Source organism: Sphingobium sp. TCM1, from assembly GCF_001650725.1.
Lineage (GTDB): Bacteria > Pseudomonadota > Alphaproteobacteria > Sphingomonadales > Sphingomonadaceae > Sphingobium.
On the sequence record NZ_LXVX01000013.1, the window covers coordinates 127,439 to 144,716 of the forward strand.

Here is a 17,278-nt window from a genome sequence, read left to right on the forward strand (position 1 = left end):
TTAGCCCTCCTGGCCTTCGGTCGCTTCGGGAGCGACTGCTTCTTCAGCAGGCGTCTCGGCCGGAGCATTGTTGCTGTTCGCGGCAGCCTTCAGGCTGGCGGGATACGGAACGTCGGCGGGGCGCTTGACCTTGACGGCATCGCACACGGTCAGCCAGGTGCCCTTGGCGCCCGGAACCGAACCCTTGACGAACAGCAGGCCGCGCTCGACGTCCGTGCGGACGATTTCGAGGTTCTGCTGGGTCCGCTCGCGGTCACCCATGTGACCCGCCATCTTCTTGTTCTTGAAGACGCGGCCCGGATCCTGGCGGTTACCCGTCGAACCATGGGCACGGTGGCTGATCGACACGCCGTGGGTAGCGCGCATACCGCCGAAGCCCCAGCGCTTCATGGCACCGGCAAAACCCTTACCCTGGGTATGACCAGCAACGTCGACCAGCTGGCCAGCGATGAAGTGATCGGCCGCGATCTCGGCGCCGACATCGAGGAGCGCGTCCTCGGCGACACGGAACTCGACCAGGCGCGCCTTCGGCTCCACTTCCGCCTTGGCGAAGTGGCCGCGCTGCGGCTTGGCGACATTCTTGACCTTCGCGACGCCCGCGCCGAGCTGAACCGCGACATAACCGTCACGATCAACTTCCTTGCGAGCCACGACCTGATTGCCCTCAAGGGCAAGAACCGTAACGGGAATATGACGTCCGTCCTCCTGGAACAGACGGGTCATCCCGACTTTCTTAGCGATCACGCCTGTGCGCATCACCGATTACTCCCATAGAGGCCCGCCTTAGCAGCGGGCGTATCCAACGAAAAAACCGCTCAGGATTTCTCCTTCGCGGCCCAACCCAAATATAGATCACCCCGTCCGGGTTGGATGCCACCCCCTGCTCGGGAACGGCGACGGGGGACCAGGACCACGCGCCTTTCCGGTTCACCGGAGGGCCGTGCGGTATCCCTTGTGTCGTTTGAGCTTCCGGATACCCGGAATGCCCGATACCCTGCCCTCCTTTCGGAAAGCAGGGACTTGTCGGCTTAGGCCAACTTGATCTCGACGTTCACGCCGGCAGCCAGGTCCAGCTTCATCAGCGCGTCGACCGTCTGCGGCGTCGGCTGCACAATGTCAAGCATACGCTTGTAGGTGCGGACCTCGAACTGCTCGCGCGACTTCTTGTCGATGTGCGGACCACGGTTGACCGTGAACTTTTCGATGCGCGTCGGAAGGGGAATCGGACCGCGGATAAGGGCGCCGGTGCGGCGGGCGGTGTCGGCGATGTCGCCGGTCGCCTGATCGAGCACGCGATGATCGAACGCCTTGAGGCGAATGCGGATGTTGCTGTCCATAGTTCCTGTACCGATGCGAAAGAGCCAAAAACCGGAGCATTTTCAAAACCAGCCGGAGCAGCCGATGATTTACAAAATGCGCCAACAAAAAATATCCGCCCCGTCCATTGCCTTTCTAGCTCATGCGAGCCGGAGAAAGACGATCCGGGGCGGCTAAAATCCTCAGCGGCGCGAATCGGACGATTCGCGCCGCTGCGGTCCTATATTACTTCGAGATCGTGCCGACAACCCCTGCGCCGACGGTACGACCGCCTTCACGGATGGCGAAGCGCAGACCCGAGTCCATCGCGATCGGAGCGATCAGCTTCACGCCGAGCTTCACGTTGTCGCCAGGCATAACCATCTCGGTGCCCTCGGGAAGGATCACTTCGCCGGTCACGTCGGTGGTGCGGAAGTAGAACTGCGGACGATAGTTCGCAAAGAACGGCGTGTGACGGCCGCCTTCTTCCTTCGACAGGACATACACTTCAGCGTCGAACTCGGTGTGCGGGGTGATGGTGCCCGGCTTCGCCAGAACCTGACCACGCTCGACTTCTTCACGCTTCGTACCGCGAACCAGCGCGCCGATGTTGTCGCCCGCACGACCTTCGTCGAGCAGCTTGCGGAACATTTCGACACCGGTGACGGTGGTCTTGGTGGTCGGCTTCAGACCGACGATCTCGACTTCTTCACCAACCTTGATGATGCCGGTTTCGACACGGCCGGTGACGACGGTGCCGCGACCCGAGATCGAGAACACGTCTTCGATCGGCATCAGGAACGCCTTGTCAACCGGACGCTCCGGCTGCGGGATGAAGCTGTCGACGGCAGCCATCAGCTTCAGAACGGCGTCGTGGCCGATTTCAGGGGTCTTGTCCTGAAGGGCAGCGGCAGCCGAACCGGGGATGACGGGGATGTTGTCGCCGTCGAAATCATACGAGCTGAGCAGCTCGCGGATTTCCAGCTCGACCAGCTCCAGAATTTCCGGATCGTCGACCAGGTCAACCTTGTTCATGAACACGACGAGCTGCGGCACGCCGACCTGGCGGGCGAGCAGGATGTGCTCGCGAGTCTGCGGCATCGGGCCGTCGGTCGCCGAAACGACGAGGATCGCGCCGTCCATCTGGGCGGCACCGGTGATCATGTTCTTGACGTAGTCAGCGTGACCCGGGCAATCGACGTGCGCGTAGTGACGGGCTTCGGTCTCATACTCGACGTGGGCGGTCGAGATGGTGATGCCACGCTCGCGCTCTTCGGGAGCCTTGTCGATGTTGGCATAGTCGACGAAGGTCGCACCGCCGGTTTCGGCGAGGACCTTGGTGATGGCGGCGGTCAGCGAGGTCTTGCCATGGTCGACGTGACCGATCGTGCCGATATTGCAGTGCGGCTTGTTCCGCTCAAACTTAGCCTTAGCCATTTTTTCCTACCTTCTAATCAAATCCGATGTGGTTTGACCGCTCGGCCGCGCCTTGCGAAGGCGCGTCCATAGCAGCAAATTTCGATATTACCAGCCCCTAACCGACCCGCTCGCACGGGCCGGCCAGAGAAAGTCGTCAGGCCATCTTCGCCTTGACTTCGTCCGCCACATTCTGCGGCACTTCGTCATAGTGCGAGAAGATCATCGAGTAGTTCGCACGCCCCTGGGTGAACGAACGCAGCGAGTTCACATAGCCGAACATATTGGCCAGCGGGACCATCGCCTCGACGACCTGCGCGTTGCCGCGGCTGTCCGTGCCCTGAATCTGACCACGACGGCTGTTCATGTCGCCGATGACGTCGCCCAGATATTCTTCCGGGGTGACGACCTCAACCTTCATGACCGGCTCGAGCAGCGTGATGCCGGCCTTCTGGGCCGCTTCACGCATCGCCGCGCGACCGGTGATTTCGAAAGCCAGCGCCGACGAGTCGACGTCGTGATAGGCGCCGTCATAGAGGTTGATTTCGAAATCGATGATCGGGAAGCCGATCAGCGAGCCGGTGGCCGCCGTTTCGCGCATACCCTTTTCGATCGCAGGGATATATTCCTTGGGAATATTACCGCCCTTGATCTCATCCTTGAAGATGATGCCCGCGCCGCGTTCACCCGGCGTCAGCTTCACCTTGATGCGGCCGAACTGGCCGGTGCCGCCCGACTGCTTCTTGTGGGTATAGTCGACGTCGACGGCCTTCTTGAGATATTCGCGATAGGCCACCTGCGGCGCACCGACATTCGCCTCGACCTTGAACTCGCGCTTCATGCGGTCGACCAGGATTTCGAGGTGAAGTTCACCCATGCCCTTGATGATGGTCTGACCCGATTCGTGGTCGGTCGAGACACGGAAGGAGGGATCCTCGGCAGCCAGACGGTTGAGGGCAACACCCATCTTTTCCTGGTCGGCCTTGGTCTTGGGTTCGACCGACAGTTCGATGACCGGCTCGGGGAATTCCATCCGCTCCAGGATGATCGGCTGGCGCTCGGCGCACAGCGTATCACCGGTGGTGGTTTCCTTCATGCCGGCCAGCGCGACGATGTCGCCGGCATAGGCCGCATCGATGTCCTCACGCGAGTTCGCGTGCATGAGGAGCATACGACCGATCTTTTCCTTCTTGTCCTTCACCGAGTTCAGATAGGTGCCCTTGGTCAGGGTGCCCGAATAAACGCGCAGGAAGGTCAGCGAGCCGACGAACGGGTCGTTCATGATCTTGAACGCCAGACCCGAGAAAGGCGCGTCGTCCGCAGTCGCACGGCTGTCGGGTTCTTCGGTGTCGGGGTTGATACCCTGCACGTCGGGAATGTCGAGCGGCGAAGGCAGATAGTCGACGACCGCGTCGAGCAGGGGCTGAACACCCTTGTTCTTGAACGCCGAGCCGCACAGCACCGGCACGAACGCCTGGCCGAGCGTACCCTTGCGGATCAGCTTCTTCAGCGTCGCGACGTCGGGCAGGTTGCCTTCCAGATAGGCTTCCATCGCCTCGTCGTCCTGTTCGACGGCGAGTTCGATCAGCTTTTCGCGATATTCGGCAGCCTTGTCAGCCAGGTCGGCCGGAATTTCCTCATAGAAGAATTCGGCACCCAGGCTTTCATCCTTCCAGATGATGGCGCGGTTTTCGACCAGATCGACCAGGCCCTTGAAGTCCGATTCGGCACCGATCGGCAGATAGAGGACGGCCGGAACGGCGCCCAGGCGATCGATGATCGTCTGCACGCAATAATAGAAGTCGGCGCCGGTGCGGTCGAGCTTGTTGATGAAGCACATCCGCGGAACCTTGTACTTGTCCGCCTGACGCCACACGGTTTCAGACTGCGGCTCAACGCCGGCAACGCCGTCGAACGCGGCGACCGCGCCGTCGAGCACGCGCAGCGAACGCTCGACTTCGATCGTGAAGTCGACGTGGCCGGGGGTGTCGATGATGTTGAGGCGGTGATCGTTCCAGATGCAGGTGGTCGCAGCCGACGTGATGGTGATACCACGCTCCTGCTCCTGCTCCATCCAGTCCATGGTCGCGGCGCCGTCATGGACTTCGCCGATCTTGTAGGACTTGCCGGTGTAGTAAAGGATACGCTCGGTCGTGGTGGTCTTGCCGGCGTCGATATGCGCCATGATACCGAAATTGCGATAGCGTTCGAGCGGATGGCTGCGGGCCATGATGCTTCTCCGTTGCCGGTGCGCCGGCGGTTGGGGATTCGTTAATTCTGCGCGTGGCCCCTAAACCAATCCGTCCGCCATGGGTAGCCACCCATGACGAACGGACCGATTTTGGAACCCATATGACGAAGCGGGCACTTGCGGCGCCCGCTCGCCTTTACCAGCGGTAGTGCGAGAAGGCGCGGTTCGCTTCCGCCATGCGGTGCGTGTCTTCGCGCTTCTTCACGGCATTGCCGCGGTTATTGGCAGCGTCCAGCAGCTCACCCGAGAGGCGCGCGGCCATCGTGGTTTCGCTGCGGTTGCGCGCGGCGGTGATCAGCCAGCGGATGGCCAGCGCCTGGGCGCGCTCGGGGCGCACTTCGACGGGGACCTGATAGGTGGCACCACCGACGCGGCGGCTCCGAACCTCGATGCCGGGCTTCACATTGTTCAGCGCATCGTGAAACATGCCGATCGGATCCTTCTTGGCGCGGGTCTCGACGGTTTCGAGAGCGCCATAGACGATCGATTCAGCAACGGCCTTCTTGCCGTCCTGCATGATGCTGTTCATGAACTTCGACAGCACGATATCGCCGAACTTGGGATCCGGCAGGATGACGCGCTTTTCGGGGCGACGACGACGTGACATATTTCTGGTCTCCCCTTCTTACTTCGGACGCTTCGCGCCGTACTTCGAACGGCTCTGCTTACGATCCTTGACGCCCTGGGTATCCAGAACGCCGCGCAGCACATGGTAGCGCACACCGGGAAGGTCGCGCACGCGGCCGCCGCGGATCAGCACAACGCTGTGCTCCTGAAGGTTGTGGCCTTCACCCGGAATGTAGGTAATGACTTCGCGCTGGTTGACCAGACGCACCTTCGCCACCTTACGGAGAGCCGAGTTCGGCTTCTTCGGGGTCGTGGTATAGACACGGGTGCAAACGCCGCGCTTCTGCGGGTTGGCATCCATCGCAGGGACCTTCGACTTGGTCTTCTGCAGCTCACGGCCCTTGCGGACCAGCTGGTTGATTGTTGGCATGAAGCCCTTCACCTTTTTCAGTTACTTTACCTGGGCATCCCCGCGTTCCGCACCGCCTGGAGGAAGATTCCCGCAAACAGCAAAGGCCCCGGTAGGCATACGCCCCCTGGAGCCGCAAGAGCACCCGGCAATGTTCAGCTCTAGTGTCGCCCAATCTTATGTCGCGAGGAGACGAGTCTTCGCACGGCAGGCCTCTGGGCGAGCGGCGCTATAGCGATGCCTGGACCAAGGGTCAAGAAGACTACGGGTGAACGCCGCAGATGGACCGACCAATGTCGCCAATTCAAAGGGTTAGGGAATTGGTAACTGTAACAAGTTAATCCTTCCGCCAGCGGAACATCAGGTGAGACGTGAACCTTTTATCTTCCCTTACCGGCGAATTCCGCGACCCTGCAAGGGAATCGGCCTTTCAGGCCGAACGGCTGCCGGAATATAGCCGCCATGCCCGACTGCTGTTCCAGTTATCCGCGCTGCTCAACTGCCTCTTCCTGCTGAGCGACTGGCGATTTGCGGGGACGCCGCATTTCTGGATAGCCGTGCCCGCCCGCATTTGCGTCATCCTCTGGTCGCTTTTCTGCCTTTCGCTGTGCCGCAGGATGACGAGCTTCAGCGCGGTCGAACGGATTTGCTTTGCCTGGCAGGTGGTGACGGCCGTCGGCGTCGCCTTCCTGGTCAGTTCGCGCAGCGACATCGCCGTCTTCGTCCTGGTGATGCTGCCGCTGGTATTCTACCTCGTCGTGCCGACCAGTTTTCGGGGCAATGTCGGCGGTGGCCTGGGTTGCGGGGTGCTGCTGCTGATCGGCTATCTTGCGCCGGCGCCCCTGTCCCCGACCATGCCCGGCATGATGATGGCGGTGCTGATGCTCCATTGCGGCATGTGGATCGCCATCGCTCGCAACAATCGGTTGCAGCGGCAGGAGTGGATGGCCGGCCGACTGGCGCGCGCCGCGCAGGATGCGCTCGCCGACAGCCGAGACACGCTGGAACGCATGTTCATGGCCGTGCCCCTGCCACTGCTCGTCACGCGCCGCGACGGCAGCGTGGTGCGAATGAACCGGGCCGCGGCCGACAGTTATATGTCGGGGCAGGACGTCTCCTTGGACAATGTCAACCGGACCTATGTCGACCTGCCGACGCGCGACGAACTGCTCGACCGACTCCAACGCGGCGAGACGATCGACAGTTTCGAATGCCGCCTTCGCCGCGGTGACGGGGCGATCCGCAACGCGCTACTGTCGTCGCGCCCGATCGTCATCGACGGCGAGTCCTGTTTCGTGACCAGCGTTGTCGACATCACCGAGCGGAAGGAAGCCGAGCGGCATCTGGAGCAGCTGGCCATGTCGGACGCGCTGACCGGTCTTGCCAACCGCGCCCATTTCATGGCGGCGGTGACCCAGGCAACGACCGCATTGGGCGAAAGAATGCCCCTCTCGGCGGTGCTGCTCATCGACCTGGACGAGTTCAAGCGCGTCAATGACACGGCTGGCCATGATGCCGGCGACGCCCTGCTCTGCGCGGTCGCGGGGCGACTGCGCCACGCATTGCGACCCGGCGACCTTGTCGCGCGCATGGGAGGCGACGAGTTTGCCGTGCTGTTGACCCGCCTGCCCGGCGCCGACGCGCTCCAGCCGATCCTTACGCGCATCAGCGAGCATCTCCATGCCCCGCTCAGCTATCGCGGCAGGCCGATCGAGAGCCGGGTCAGCATCGGTGTCGCATTATTCCCCGATCATGGCGACGACGGCGCCGCTCTCATCAAACATGCCGACATAGCGCTCTACCATGCCAAGAACAGCGGCCGGGGGCGCGCGACTCTGTTCGGCCCGGAATTGCTCGACAGCTGGGAACGGGAAGCCGCGATGCTGGACCGTGCGCGCCACATCCTGGCCAACGAACGTCCGGTTCCCTGGTACCAGCCCAAGGTCGCGCTCGACACCGGCGCGCTACAGGGCTTCGAGGCGTTATTTCGCTGCCCCACCGGTATGGGAGACATCATCATGCCCGGCGATATTTCCGTCGCATTCGAGCATCCCGAACTCGGGCCTGCGATCACCGCGCAGATGGTCGACGGTATCGTCACCGACTGCCGGCGCTGGCGCGACGCGGGCCTGTCCTTCGGCCATATCGCGTTCAACGTATCGGGCGCGGACCTGAACGATGACGCCTTTGCCGACCGCCTGCTGGAGCGTCTGGAGCAGGCTGGCCTGCCGCCCTCCATGATTGAACTTGAAGTGACGGAATCGGTGTTTCTGGGCCGAAATGCCGACCGGGTAGGCCGCATCCTGCAACGATTGAGCGAGACGGGCGTCGCCATCGCCCTGGACGATTTCGGCACCGGATACGCCTCCCTGTCGCATCTCAAGCAATTTCCGATCGACGTCATCAAGATCGACCAGCGCTTCGTGCGCGACCTGGAAACCGATCCGGACGATGCCGCTATCGTCCGAACGGTACTCAATCTGGCATATAGCCTCGGCATCCGCACAGTCGCGGAGGGAGTCGAAAACCAACAGCAGCTAGATTATCTGCGGGCCGGCGGCTGTCACTTCGGACAGGGCTTCCATTTCGGCGCCGCCATGCCGGCGGTCGATGTCGAAGCCTGGCTGCGCGCTGACGCTGGCGCGCGCAGCATGACATGATGCAGAAAAAATGAAAAATATCGCTGACATCGCGGAACTAAATTCCGTTTACGTCATTTCATCGCGCTGACCTTTCGATTCGTCACGAGTCCGGGGAACCGGATTCGCGCGAAAGGCAATGCTTTGCTACCGGCTCGACTCACAAGATAGAGTCGCGGGGTCGCATTGTCGCAACAAAAGAAGAAGGGGCTCGCCGGCCTCCGGGACCGGCTTGATGCCCTCTGCCCTGAGCGGGAGATTTTCCTGCGATCCGGCGGCCAGGTCAAATTCATCAGGATTTCGCGCCGCGCGCAGATCGGTGCCGCTTGCCTGGCAACCGCAGCGTTGCTCGGATGGAGTGGCGTGACCCTGTCGATGCTGGCGGACAATGCTGCAATTGCGCAGCAGCGCGCCGCGCTGGCGCAACAGGGCCGCTCGGTCGCCACCGCCGCCAGCAAGGTCGAAGGTTATCGCGAGTCAGTAGAGGAACTGGCCCAGGATCTCGAAGCGCGCCAGGACTTCATGGACGATCTTTACAAGACCCATTTCGGCGCCGAGGAAGCCAAGGCAGCCGGAGCGGATCTGGTCGGCCCGGAAAAGAGCAGCGAGAAGGACGGCATCGCGGGAAAGATCAGCATGGCGCCCGAGGCCGCGCCGCTTGTGCAACTGGATGAGCGCCAGCGCCGTTTCGCCATGCTGCTGACCCGCGCGGTCGAGCGCCGCGCCGACAAAGCCGCCGCCGCCATCCGCAGTTTCGGCCTCAACCCCGACAAACTCGCCCGCAGCGCCGCGCGCGCCCAAGGCGGCCCATTCGTTCCTTGGAAAGGTGACAAGGGCGCAATGACCGGCGAACTGGAGCATCTGGCCGATGCCATGGCGCGGATGGAGTTTCTGGAGCGCAGCCTGCTGACGATCCCGTCGGGCAAGCCCACTACGACGCCGATGCTGTCCAGCTCCTATGGCTATCGGCGCGACCCGTTCAACGGCCATGCCGCCTTCCATGCCGGACTCGACTTCCCCGGCCGGAGCGGTCAACCGATCAACGCCGCGGCCGACGGCAAGATCAGCTTCGTCGGTCAACGCCAGGGCTATGGCAATGTGGTCGAGGTCGAGCATGGCAATGGCATCATGACCCGCTATGCCCATCTGTCCGGGTTCGCCGGCCGCGTGGGGCAGAAGGTCGTGCGCGGGGACATGATCGCGCGCATGGGCTCGACGGGCCGCTCGACCGGCCCCCATCTTCATTTCGAGGTCCGGCTGAACGGCCAGGCCGTTAATCCCCGCCCTTTCCTCGAGGCCCGCAAGGATGTTCTCCAAGTCCAGAAAATCGCCACGGCCCGTTTCGCCGATGTCGGCAACCGGGGCTAAGCATACCCCCTTCTCGCTGATCGGCAGCGACGTCACGATCACAGGGAACCTGTCTGCCAGCGTCGACCTGCATGTCGACGGCGCGGTAGAGGGCGACATATGCTGCGCGTCCCTGGTGCAGGGACCGGACAGCCGCATCACCGGCCATGTCACCGCGCACAGCGCCCGCCTCGCCGGCCTGGTCGACGGATCGATCACCGCGGAGGACCTGGTGGTCGAAAGCAGCGCCCGGATCACCGGCGATGTCAGCTACGTCTCCATCTCGATCGAGGCCGGCAGCCGGATCGAAGGCCGCTTCAGCCACCAGGCCAAGGACGCGCCGACGGCCGAACTCAAGCTGATCGCCAACGACAGCGCCGGTTGAGCGGCTCGTCCCCTAACCATATTTGTCACTGGAAGCGCCCATTCCGCAGCGCTACCGCTCGCGCCCTCAACTCGATCGGAGGAAGCGCGCGATGGAACATCCCGACTTCTGGCCGGATATTCGCCGTTTCCTGCTGGGTTTCGCTGGCGGCGGAATGATCATCGGCATCTACACGCTGATCAGCGTCCGGCCCGTTCCCTGATCGCCCAGACCGACAGGATCGTCAGGCCGGCCATCCATAGCAGGATGATGAAGATCGCCCCCGCCCTGCTGGCCGGCCGCTTCTCCAGGCGATCGGCCTCTTCGCGGCACCGCGCCATCAGCGCAGCCGGGATGCAGGCGATCGCCAGGGCTATGCCCAGCGGCACGATCAGCAGATCGTCAAGCAGTCCGATCACGGGAATGAAGTCGGGGATCAGGTCGATCGGACTGAGCGCATAGGCCGCAACGAGCAACGCTATGCCGCGCGCAGGCAAAGGGGTATCCGGGCAGCGCGCCGCGATCCACAGTGCCACGGCATCCCGCTTCAGCCGCTTCGCCCAAGTCTTGAGCGTGACCAGCATCAGTTCACCGGCGCGCGCCGACGATAGCTGAGCGCTTCCGCGACATGTACGCGCCCCACCTGCTCCGCATTGGCAAGATCGGCAATCGTCCGGGCCACCCGCAGCACGCGCGTGTAGCCGCGCGCCGATAGCTTCATCGCGGCGGCGGCCTGCGCGAGCAATTGCCGCCCCGCCTCATCGGGGCCAGCCACATCCTCCAGTCTCTCCCCATTCACCTCCGCATTGGTGCGCAGACCGCTGCCCGCATAGCGCGCCGTTTGCACCGCCCGTGCCGCAGCGACCCGCGCCGCGACCTCGGCCGATCCTTCGGCCGGCGGTGGCAACACCAGGTCGGCCGCCGTCACGGCCTGCACCTCCACATGCAGGTCGATGCGGTCGAGCAGAGGCCCGGACACCTTGGCCTGATAATCCGACGCGCAGCGCGGCGCACGCGAACAGGCCAGAGAGGGATCGCCCAGATGCCCGCAACGGCAGGGGTTCATGGCCGCGATCAATTGCACCCGCGCCGGGAAGGTCACATGCGCGTTGGCCCGCGCCACCGTGACCTCGCCCGTCTCCAGCGGTTGCCGCAGCGAATCTAGCACGGTGCGCTGGAATTCGGGCAGTTCGTCGAGGAACAGGACGCCCAGATGCGCCATGCTGACCTCGCCCGGCCGCGCCTTCAGGCCGCCACCCACCAAGGCGGCCATCGAGGCGCTGTGATGCGGGTTGCGGAAGGGGCGCGCCCGGCTGATCCGACCGCCCTCCAGCGTGCCGGCAACGCTCGCCACCATCGAGCTTTCCAGTGCCTCGGACGGCGTCATTTCCGGCAATATACCCGGCAGGCAACTCGCCATCAGCGACTTGCCCGCGCCCGGTGGCCCCACCATCAAGAGGTTATGACCACCGGCTGCCGCGATCTCCAACGCGCGCTTGGCAACCTCCTGCCCCTTCACCTGTTTCAGGTCGGCGGTCCGCACCGGCGCCCCGACCGCGCCCGGTTGGGGCGGAGACAGTGCAGAGGTGCCCTTGAAATGGTTAAGCAGGCTCAGCAGGTCCGGCGCGGCCACCACCTCCACCTGCCCTGCCCAGGCGGCTTCGGCCCCCTGCGCCGCCGGGCAGACCAGCCCCATTTCCTGCCCGCCCGCATGGAGCGCGGCAAGCAGCACGCCGGGCGAGGGCGCGGTCCGCCCGTCCAGACCCAATTCGCCCACCACTACATAGCCCGCCAGCGTCTCGGCATCGATCACCCCCATCGCTCCCAGCAGGGCGAGCGCGATCGGCAGATCGAAATGGCTGCCTTCCTTGGGCAGGTCGGCCGGCGACAGGTTCACGGTGATCCGCTTGGGCGGCAGCGACAGGCCGATCGCGGCGATGGCGTTGCGCACGCGCTCCCGGCTTTCCGCGACCGCCTTGTCAGGCAGGCCGACAAGGATGAAATTGGGGAGGCCGGGGACCAGCTGACACTGCACCTCCACGGCGCGCGCCTCCAGCCCCAGATAGGCGACCGTCGAAACCGTAGCGACCAATGATCCCCCTTAACGGCCGCTCAGGCCTGATCGTCTGCCCGTCCCTTGAATCCCTGCGCCACGACATACCATTCGACGCTGCCCTTGCGGCTGGCCGGCGGCTTGGCGTGCTTGATCGTCGTGAAATGCTTCTTGAGCACCGCCAGCAACTCGGCGTCCGTGCCGCCTGCAAAGACCTTCGCGACGAAGGTGCCGCCCTTGCGCAGATTTTCGACCGCGAACAGCGCCGCCGCCTCGACCAGGCCCATGGTGCGCAGATGGTCGGTCTGGGCATGGCCGACCGTGTTGGCCGCCATGTCCGAAATCACCAGGTCCGGCTCCTGCCCCAGCGCCTCGCGTAGCAGGTCCGGCGCCTTGTCGTCCATGAAGTCCATTTCGAACAGGGTGACGCCGGGAATCGGATCGGTCGGCAGCAGGTCGATCCCGACTACCGCCGCTTTGGGCGCCATCTCGCGCACCACCTGCGCCCAGCCGCCAGGTGCGACGCCCAGGTCGACGACCGCGCGCGATCCCTTCACGAAATGGAATTTCTCGTCCAACTCGATCAGCTTGAAGGCGGCGCGGCTGCGCCATCCTTCAGCCTTCGCCTTGCGGACATAGGGATCGTTGAGATGCCGCTCCAGCCAGCGCACCGACTGCGCCGTGCGCCCCTTGGCCGACTTGACCCGCACTTTGCCCGCGCCCGCGCCTCTCACATCACTCTCCCGTCGCGGTCCATCAGCCCGCGCAAAATGCCCTCGCGAATGCCCCGGTCGGCGACGCCCAGTCGCTCGGCCGGCCAGATGTCGAGGATCGATTCCAATATGGCGCAGCCGGCCACGACCAGATCGGCCCGTTCCGTGCCGATGCAGGGCAGCTTCTGCCGCTCGGCCAGCGCCATGCCCGACAGCCGGTCCGAAATGGAGCGCATCGATTCGCATGGAACGATCAGCCCGTCGATCGCCTGCCGGTCATAACGGGGGAGGTTGAGGTGCAGGCTGGCCAGTGTCGTCACCGTGCCCGAAGTGCCGAGCAGGCGGATACCCTCGGCATCGCGCGGCAGCCGACGGGCCAGCGGCGAGAAGGCATCCGCCACCCGCGCACGCATCCGGCCATAGGCCGCCAGTCGCTCCGCCGGATCGCCATGGTCGAACGCCTCGCTCTCGGTCAGCGACACGACGCCCCAGGGGGCGCTGACCCAATCCACGATATGCGGCGCGCCATCCCCATGGGCATCGACCAGCACCAGTTCCGTCGAGCCGCCGCCAATGTCGAAGATCAACGCCGGGCCATGTCCCGGCTCCAGCAGCGCATGGCAGCCCAGCACCGCCAGCCTTGCCTCTTCCTGCGCGCTGATGATGTCGAGCGCGATGCCGGTTTCGCGATAGACGCGCTGGATGAACTCGGCCCCGTTGGACGCCCGGCGACACGCCTCGGTTGCGACCGACCGGGCGAGCGTCACATGGCGGCGGCGGAGCTTGTCGGCGCACACCGACAGCGCGGCAATGGCGCGATCGATCGCCGCGTCGCTGATCCGGCCGGTCGACGCCAGCCCCTCGCCCAACCGGACGATGCGCGAAAAGGCATCGACGACGATGAAGCCATCTGCCGAAGGCTTGGCGATCAGCAACCGGCAATTATTGGTGCCTAGGTCGATCGCGGCATAGGAGCGCCGTTCACGCGCGCCATGAAGCGCGAATCCCCGCTGCTTCGACGGGGGAGGAATGGCCGCAGCCTTGCTCCCTTCGCCCGGACCGGAGCGGGCGCTTTTGCCCGCATAACGGCCGGTCGGGCCGGAACTCTGCGGCGATGGGCGGCTCTGCTGCACCATGCCGTAACTCACTTCTGCTTATCGCCAGTCCCAAAGACGGGACCGGAACTTGCCAACATGCTTAAGCAGATACGGGCAGATGCGCAAGGAGGGGGGAGCCGCCCACCGCAAGCGGCTCCCCGCCTGTCTGAAGTGAGGCGGCTTGGAAGACGCGCTTCAGCGCATGTCCGGAGGTTTTACCGGGTATAGGCCTTGACCAGCCGATAAAGGAAGGCCCGGCCGTCAAGCAGCGACTTCACGCGGATGCGCTCATTGAGACCATGGACGCCCTGCCCGTCCGGGTCCGCGAACATACCGGACACGCCATAGGTCGGGATGCCCGCCGCATTGGTGAAACGGCCGTCGGTCGCTCCGGTGGCGAGGCGCGGAATTACGGGCACGCCCGGCCACATTTCCCTGGTCAGCGCTTCGATCGGTCCCATGATCTGCGGCGTCAGTTCGGGTGCCGACGACTTGGGCTGGGGCGGATCGGCCAGGTCGACCTTCACCCGGGGATCGGCCGCAACCTCCTTCAACCGCGCCAAAACGGATTCGACGCTCTCGCCTGGAATGATCCTGCAATTGACGTTCGCCGTCACGGATTGCGGCTGGGCGTTGGGCGCATGGCCGCCGGAGACCAGCGTCGGAATGCAGGTGGTCCGCAGCGTGGCGTTCCAACTCGCATTCTCGGCCGACACGGCGGCATAATCCGCCTCGCTTGCCGTGCCCGCACCGATCGCCGCCATCGCCGCCGATACCTTGCCGGGGTAAAGCGGCGCCGAAGCCCCAAAATAGGCTTTGGCGGCCGGGGTCAGGTTCACGGGAAAATCATAATCGTTCACCCGTGCAAGCGCAGCAGCCATCCAGCCGATCGCATTGAAACGCGGCGTCTGGCGCGAACTATGCCCGCCCGGCGCGGTCGCGCTGAAGGCGAAGTCCTGATAGACTTTCTCGCCCGCCTGCACTCCCTGACTGACCGGCTTTCCGCTCTCGTCCAGCGACCCGCCGCCGCCTTCGTTGAGCGCCCAGCCGGCCTTCAATGCGTCGGGCCGGTTCTTGAGCAGATATTCGACGCCGTTCAGCGCCTTCTCCGTTTCCTCGCCGCAGGTCAGCGCCAGCTTGATCGTGCGTTTGGGCTTGTAACCCTCCTGCTTGTAGCGGACCATCTGGTCGGTAAAGGCCGCCGCCATCGCCTTGTCGTCGGAGGTGCCTCGGCCGTAGAAATAGCCCCCTTCCTCGATCAGGGTGAAGGGATCGCGCTGCCAGTCGGCGCGCTTGGCCGCCACGACATCAATATGGGCCAGCAGCAGCACTGCGGGCAGCTTCGCATCGCTCCCGCGCAGGATGGCCGACAGATTGCCTTCCTTCGGATGGGTGGGATCGACAATTATCTGGACATCGTCGGCGGCATAGCCCGCCGCCTTCAGCCGCGCCCCCATCCGCTCGGCCGCGAGCGTGCAGCTCCCGTCCGGCCAGCTGGAATCGGTTTCCACCAGTTCCTTGTAAAGCGCCCGGAACGGGGCCTCGCCCCCACGCGCCTGCGCATCGGCTGTGGCCGCATGGGCGCTGGTCGTGACGAGAAGCGCAGCCAGCAGAGCGGCAGCGGGACGGCGAAATGGCATGAAAAAGCCCCCTTGGTTCAAAGAGGGTGCGACATTGGCCAAAGCGCCTCGAGAGGGCAAGGCGCTATCATGCACGCCCTATCCGACGGGATTTCAAAGCGGCAGCAACGCCGCCACGATCTGCCGTTCCTCGGCGCGCAGCACGCCCCAGGCGCGGGCCGCCGCGCGGCTGTCCATCGCCTCTACGCCCATGCCCAGCGCCTCAACCGCGCGGACGAAGGCGCGCGGCGGCTGGCGCAGACCGGCGCCGGTTCCCAGCAGCAGGAATTCCGGACGCGGGTCGATGGCGAACAAATCCCCCAGCGATTCCAGCGTCAGCGCATCGACTGCCGGAGCATTCGTCCAGGCCAGCGCCCGCACCGGGCTGAGAAGCAGGCCGTCAGGGAACACATCGTCCCGTACCCGGAAGCCCCGGCCCTGAAAGCCGGTGACGATCGGCCCTTGTCCGCCATCATCACGGCGCAGCTTGATCCCCGCGTCGGTCAGGGGCGCGCTCCGTCATCACGGCTTGCCTCTCTGGGCCCCACGCGTTCGGCGGTTCCGGCATAGCCCTTCTTCGCCGCCTTCTTTTCCGCCGCCTGCGGGGTCAGGCCCAGCGTGATCAACAGCGAAGACGAAACATAGACCGACGAATAGGTACCGACGATGATGCCCAGCATCATGGCGGCGGTGAAGCCGCGCAGCACATGGCCGCCGAACAGCAACAACGCGCCCAGCGCCAGCATGACCGTCACCGACGTCATGACCGTGCGCGGCAGCGTTTCGTTGACCGACAGGTCGATCAGTGCCTTCATGTCCATCTTGCGATATTTACGCATATTTTCGCGGATGCGGTCGTCGATCACCATCTTGTCGTTGATCGAATAGCCCACGATCGTCAGCACGGCGGCGATGATGTTGAGGTCGAATTCCAACTGGGTGACGGCAAAGAAACCCAAGGTCATCAGCACGTCATGGACGATCGCGACGAAGGTCGAGACGCCGAACTGCCATTCGTAGCGGAACCAGGAAAAGATCGCGATACCGACGATCGCCAGCACGACGGCGAGCACGCCATTCTGGATCAGTTCGCCCGACACCTTACCCGACACCGTATCGTAGCGGGAGAAGGTGACGCCGGGAAACTCGGCGGTCATCGCGTTACGGGTCTTTTCGACCACGGCGTTGGCCGCGCCCGCGCCGCCTTGCTCGGGCAAGGGCAGGCGAATCTGCACGGTCTTGGGATCGCCGAATTGCTGGAGCGAGCTTTCGCCCACGCCCAGCCGTCCGATGGTCGCCCGCACCCTGTCGGTCTCGACATTCTGCGGGAATTTCGCCTCGATCATGAGGCCGCCGACAAAATCGACGCCCAGGTTGAGCCCCTTGTAGGCGGTCGCCCCCACGGCCAGCACGGTCAGCAGCGCCGTCAGCGCGAAGGCCCAATGGCGGATCGCGACGAAGCCGATATTGGTGTTGTCGGGGACAAGCTTGAGCAGTTTCATGTCTT

16 protein-coding genes are annotated in these 17,278 nt (G+C 64.2%); 3 read left to right on the forward strand and 13 right to left on the reverse strand.

Features of this window, described 5'->3' with window-relative positions; genetic code table 11:
- The 6 genes from rplC to rpsL all read right to left on the reverse strand — a co-directional run bounded on the left by rplC (window position 1) and on the right by rpsL (window position 5,960).
- Window positions 1–756 (reverse strand): 50S ribosomal protein L3, encoded by a 756-nt coding sequence (gene rplC, locus A7Q26_RS11955; RefSeq protein ID WP_066859663.1) that lies wholly within the window; start codon window positions 754–756, stop codon window positions 1–3.
- 272 nt (window positions 757–1,028) lie between these two features.
- On the reverse strand, window positions 1,029–1,337 hold the full coding sequence (gene rpsJ / locus A7Q26_RS11960; RefSeq protein ID WP_007686587.1) for a 30S ribosomal protein S10: 309 nt from the start codon (window positions 1,335–1,337) through the stop codon (window positions 1,029–1,031).
- A 205-nt stretch (window positions 1,338–1,542) separates the two neighbouring features.
- Window positions 1,543–2,733, reverse strand: a complete 1,191-nt coding sequence (tuf, locus tag A7Q26_RS11965) for an elongation factor Tu (RefSeq protein WP_066859665.1) — start codon at window positions 2,731–2,733, stop codon at window positions 1,543–1,545.
- Window positions 2,734–2,869: 136 nt separating this feature from the next.
- Window positions 2,870–4,942, reverse strand: a complete 2,073-nt coding sequence (gene fusA, locus A7Q26_RS11970; RefSeq protein WP_066859667.1) for an elongation factor G — start codon at window positions 4,940–4,942, stop codon at window positions 2,870–2,872.
- Between the two features lie 157 nt (window positions 4,943–5,099).
- Window positions 5,100–5,570 (reverse strand): 30S ribosomal protein S7, encoded by a 471-nt coding sequence (gene rpsG, locus A7Q26_RS11975; protein ID WP_021227559.1) that lies wholly within the window; start codon window positions 5,568–5,570, stop codon window positions 5,100–5,102.
- An 18-nt stretch (window positions 5,571–5,588) separates the two neighbouring features.
- On the reverse strand, window positions 5,589–5,960 hold the full coding sequence (gene rpsL / locus A7Q26_RS11980; protein ID WP_004208728.1) for a 30S ribosomal protein S12: 372 nt from the start codon (window positions 5,958–5,960) through the stop codon (window positions 5,589–5,591).
- Window positions 5,961–6,310: 350 nt separating this feature from the next.
- Here rpsL and A7Q26_RS11985 point away from each other — a divergent pair, with 350 nt between their 5' ends.
- The 3 genes from A7Q26_RS11985 to A7Q26_RS11995 all read left to right on the forward strand — a co-directional run bounded on the left by A7Q26_RS11985 (window position 6,311) and on the right by A7Q26_RS11995 (window position 10,310).
- Entirely contained in the window at window positions 6,311–8,599 is a 2,289-nt protein-coding gene (locus A7Q26_RS11985; protein WP_066859670.1) for a putative bifunctional diguanylate cyclase/phosphodiesterase, read from the forward strand.
- A gap of 165 nt (window positions 8,600–8,764) precedes the next feature.
- Entirely contained in the window at window positions 8,765–9,946 is a 1,182-nt protein-coding gene (locus A7Q26_RS11990; RefSeq protein WP_066859673.1) for a M23 family metallopeptidase, read from the forward strand.
- Window positions 9,927–10,310 (forward strand): bactofilin family protein, encoded by a 384-nt coding sequence (locus tag A7Q26_RS11995; protein WP_198162919.1) that lies wholly within the window; start codon window positions 9,927–9,929, stop codon window positions 10,308–10,310. The genes A7Q26_RS11990 and A7Q26_RS11995 overlap by 20 nt, the downstream gene beginning before the upstream one ends.
- Before the next feature lie 179 nt (window positions 10,311–10,489).
- Here A7Q26_RS11995 and A7Q26_RS12000 read toward each other — a convergent pair whose 3' ends face one another.
- The 7 genes from A7Q26_RS12000 to secF form a co-directional block, all read right to left on the reverse strand.
- Window positions 10,490–10,873: a YkvA family protein gene (locus tag A7Q26_RS12000; RefSeq protein WP_066859678.1), complete on the reverse strand. Its 384-nt coding sequence runs from the start codon at window positions 10,871–10,873 to the stop codon at window positions 10,490–10,492.
- Window positions 10,873–12,381: a YifB family Mg chelatase-like AAA ATPase gene (locus tag A7Q26_RS12005; protein WP_066859683.1), complete on the reverse strand. Its 1,509-nt coding sequence runs from the start codon at window positions 12,379–12,381 to the stop codon at window positions 10,873–10,875. Before A7Q26_RS12005 ends, A7Q26_RS12000 begins: the two co-directional genes overlap by 1 nt.
- Before the next feature lie 20 nt (window positions 12,382–12,401).
- The gene (locus tag A7Q26_RS12010; RefSeq protein ID WP_066859685.1) at window positions 12,402–13,076 is read right to left on the reverse strand and encodes an RlmE family RNA methyltransferase; all 675 of its coding nucleotides are present in this window, start codon (window positions 13,074–13,076) and stop codon (window positions 12,402–12,404) included.
- On the reverse strand, window positions 13,073–14,191 hold the full coding sequence (locus A7Q26_RS12015; RefSeq protein ID WP_066859687.1) for a Ppx/GppA phosphatase family protein: 1,119 nt from the start codon (window positions 14,189–14,191) through the stop codon (window positions 13,073–13,075). Before A7Q26_RS12015 ends, A7Q26_RS12010 begins: the two co-directional genes overlap by 4 nt.
- Window positions 14,192–14,367: 176 nt before the next feature.
- The gene (locus A7Q26_RS12020; protein ID WP_066859689.1) at window positions 14,368–15,792 is read right to left on the reverse strand and encodes a M20/M25/M40 family metallo-hydrolase; all 1,425 of its coding nucleotides are present in this window, start codon (window positions 15,790–15,792) and stop codon (window positions 14,368–14,370) included.
- A 93-nt stretch (window positions 15,793–15,885) separates the two neighbouring features.
- Window positions 15,886–16,227, reverse strand: a complete 342-nt coding sequence (locus A7Q26_RS12025) for an Mth938-like domain-containing protein (protein WP_084439097.1) — start codon at window positions 16,225–16,227, stop codon at window positions 15,886–15,888.
- A gap of 47 nt (window positions 16,228–16,274) precedes the next feature.
- Entirely contained in the window at window positions 16,275–17,273 is a 999-nt protein-coding gene (gene secF / locus A7Q26_RS12030; RefSeq protein ID WP_066859690.1) for a protein translocase subunit SecF, read from the reverse strand.
- Between the last annotated feature and the right edge of the window lie 5 nt (window positions 17,274–17,278).